The 1,847-nt window shown below is 25.9% G+C and carries 2 protein-coding genes; both read left to right on the forward strand.

Annotation, left to right across the window (positions count from 1 at the left end; genetic code table 11):
- Positions 1 to 102: 102 nt before the first annotated feature.
- Positions 103 to 1,380, forward strand: a complete 1,278-nt coding sequence (locus tag G3997_RS08745) for a DUF1576 domain-containing protein (RefSeq protein ID WP_296645397.1) — start codon at positions 103 to 105, stop codon at positions 1,378 to 1,380.
- A gap of 5 nt (positions 1,381 to 1,385) precedes the next feature.
- The gene (locus tag G3997_RS08750; protein WP_296645398.1) at positions 1,386 to 1,742 is read left to right on the forward strand and encodes a hypothetical protein; all 357 of its coding nucleotides are present in this window, start codon (positions 1,386 to 1,388) and stop codon (positions 1,740 to 1,742) included.
- Positions 1,743 to 1,847 lie beyond the last annotated feature (105 nt).

Genomic DNA, 1,847 nt, shown 5'->3' on the forward strand with positions numbered 1-1,847 from the left:
TAGTATTTTACTTTTATATAACATAAATGCTATAATAGAATAAATTATTTACATCTTCACGAATCATTTTTTAATAATTACATATTTAAAAGGAGGATATAAATGTATATACATAAATATAAAGAAAAAGAGTTGCACAAAGAACAAAAACTTATGATATTACTTGTATTTCCAGTAGTTTTCTTTATTGCAGGAATACTTTTTTCATTTTTTGGTGATGGAACAAATTTTACTCTATATACAGGTTTTAAAAACATATTACTTTCACCAACAATATTAATAACTGACTTTTTATCAGTAGGAGGAATTGGATCTACACTTATTAATGTTTCCTTAATAAGTTTTTTCAATCTGTATCTATTGAGAAAGTATAAGTTAAGAATCAATGGTCTTATATTAGCTGCATTTATGACTGTTATGGGATTCTCATTCTTTGGTAAAAACATATTTAATATAATACCAATATATATTGGCGGATACTTATATAGTTATCATAAAAGAATAGATTTTAAAGATATCATAGTGTCTATTATGTTTGCAACTGCACTTGCACCTGTTATTAGTGAAATAAGCTTTTCAAGTATTTTACCAGCTAAAATAGGTATTTTAATTGGTATTAGTATAGGTATATTTATAGGCTTTATAATTACACCTTTAGCATCTCATATGGTAAAATTTTATGATGGTTATAATATATATAATCTTGGATTTACAGCAGGTATACTAGGAACTATACTTACAAGTGCTTTAAGAAGCCTTCATATAGAAATTGAATCAGTAAATATATTATATTTAGAGAATAATATTTTTCTAATATTAACTTTAATATTTATATTTGTGTACTTAATTGTTATAGGAATTTCAATAAATAAAAATACATTAAAAGAATATAAACATATCTTTAAATATAGTGGAAAGGTAGTTACAGACTATACTTACTTAATGGGATATGGAATAACATTCTTTAATATGGGGGTTATGGGGTTACTTTCATTATCATTTGTACTTTTAATAGGTGGTGTAGTAAATGGACCAGTCATAGCAGGTATATTTACAGTTGTAGGATTTAGTGCTTTTGGAAAGCATCTAAAAAACTGTATTCCTGTTATTTTAGGTGTAATAACTACTGCATTATTCTTAGGTAATGATATTTCTGCAACAGGAACTATAATAACAATTCTATTTTCAACAACGTTAGCTCCTATAGCAGGGGTCTATGGATCTAAAATAGGATTTATTGCAGGAATATTACATTTCCTTTTAGCGACAAATGTTGGTATAATACACGGAGGAGTAAATTTATATAACAACGGATTTGCAGGTGGATTGGTTGCTGGTTTCTTATTACCTATACTTGATGCATTTGTAAAGAGGAGGTAGTTTAAGTGAAAAATGAAGTAAAAAAAATAACCAAATTAGTTGATGAAGTAACATCTTTATTGATGAGAAGTGGATCAAATGATATAGATATTAAGATAAAAAGAGAAGAAAATTTATCAACTATAACTATTATCGACCATAATTCATCTTATCCCAATGAAGAAATTGCATCTCTTGATGATGTTTTAAATATTCAAAGACAATGTGAAGTAGAAGAATTCTATTGGGAACTAATGGGGGATGATTCACACGAAGATGAATTATTTTTAGTAGGTTCTATGGTAGATAAAGCCACTGTAAATAAAATAGATAATGATTTACATATAGTAATGTACAGATGTGCATCAACATGTAGTAGATAAATTCTCTTAAATTAAATACTATAAGTACATAATAAAAAGAAGGTTAATTGAAATTTTGAGTTAACCTTCTTTTTTATTATATATATTTTTAATAAAAATAACTTC

It is taken from the genome of Romboutsia sp. 13368 (assembly GCF_018336475.1).
Lineage (GTDB): Bacteria > Bacillota > Clostridia > Peptostreptococcales > Peptostreptococcaceae > Romboutsia.

Coding starts and splice junctions, on each gene's coding strand:
- G3997_RS08745 (WP_296645397.1), top strand. CDS start 103: ATGTATATACATAAATATAAAGAAAAAGAGTTGCACAAAGAACAAAAA.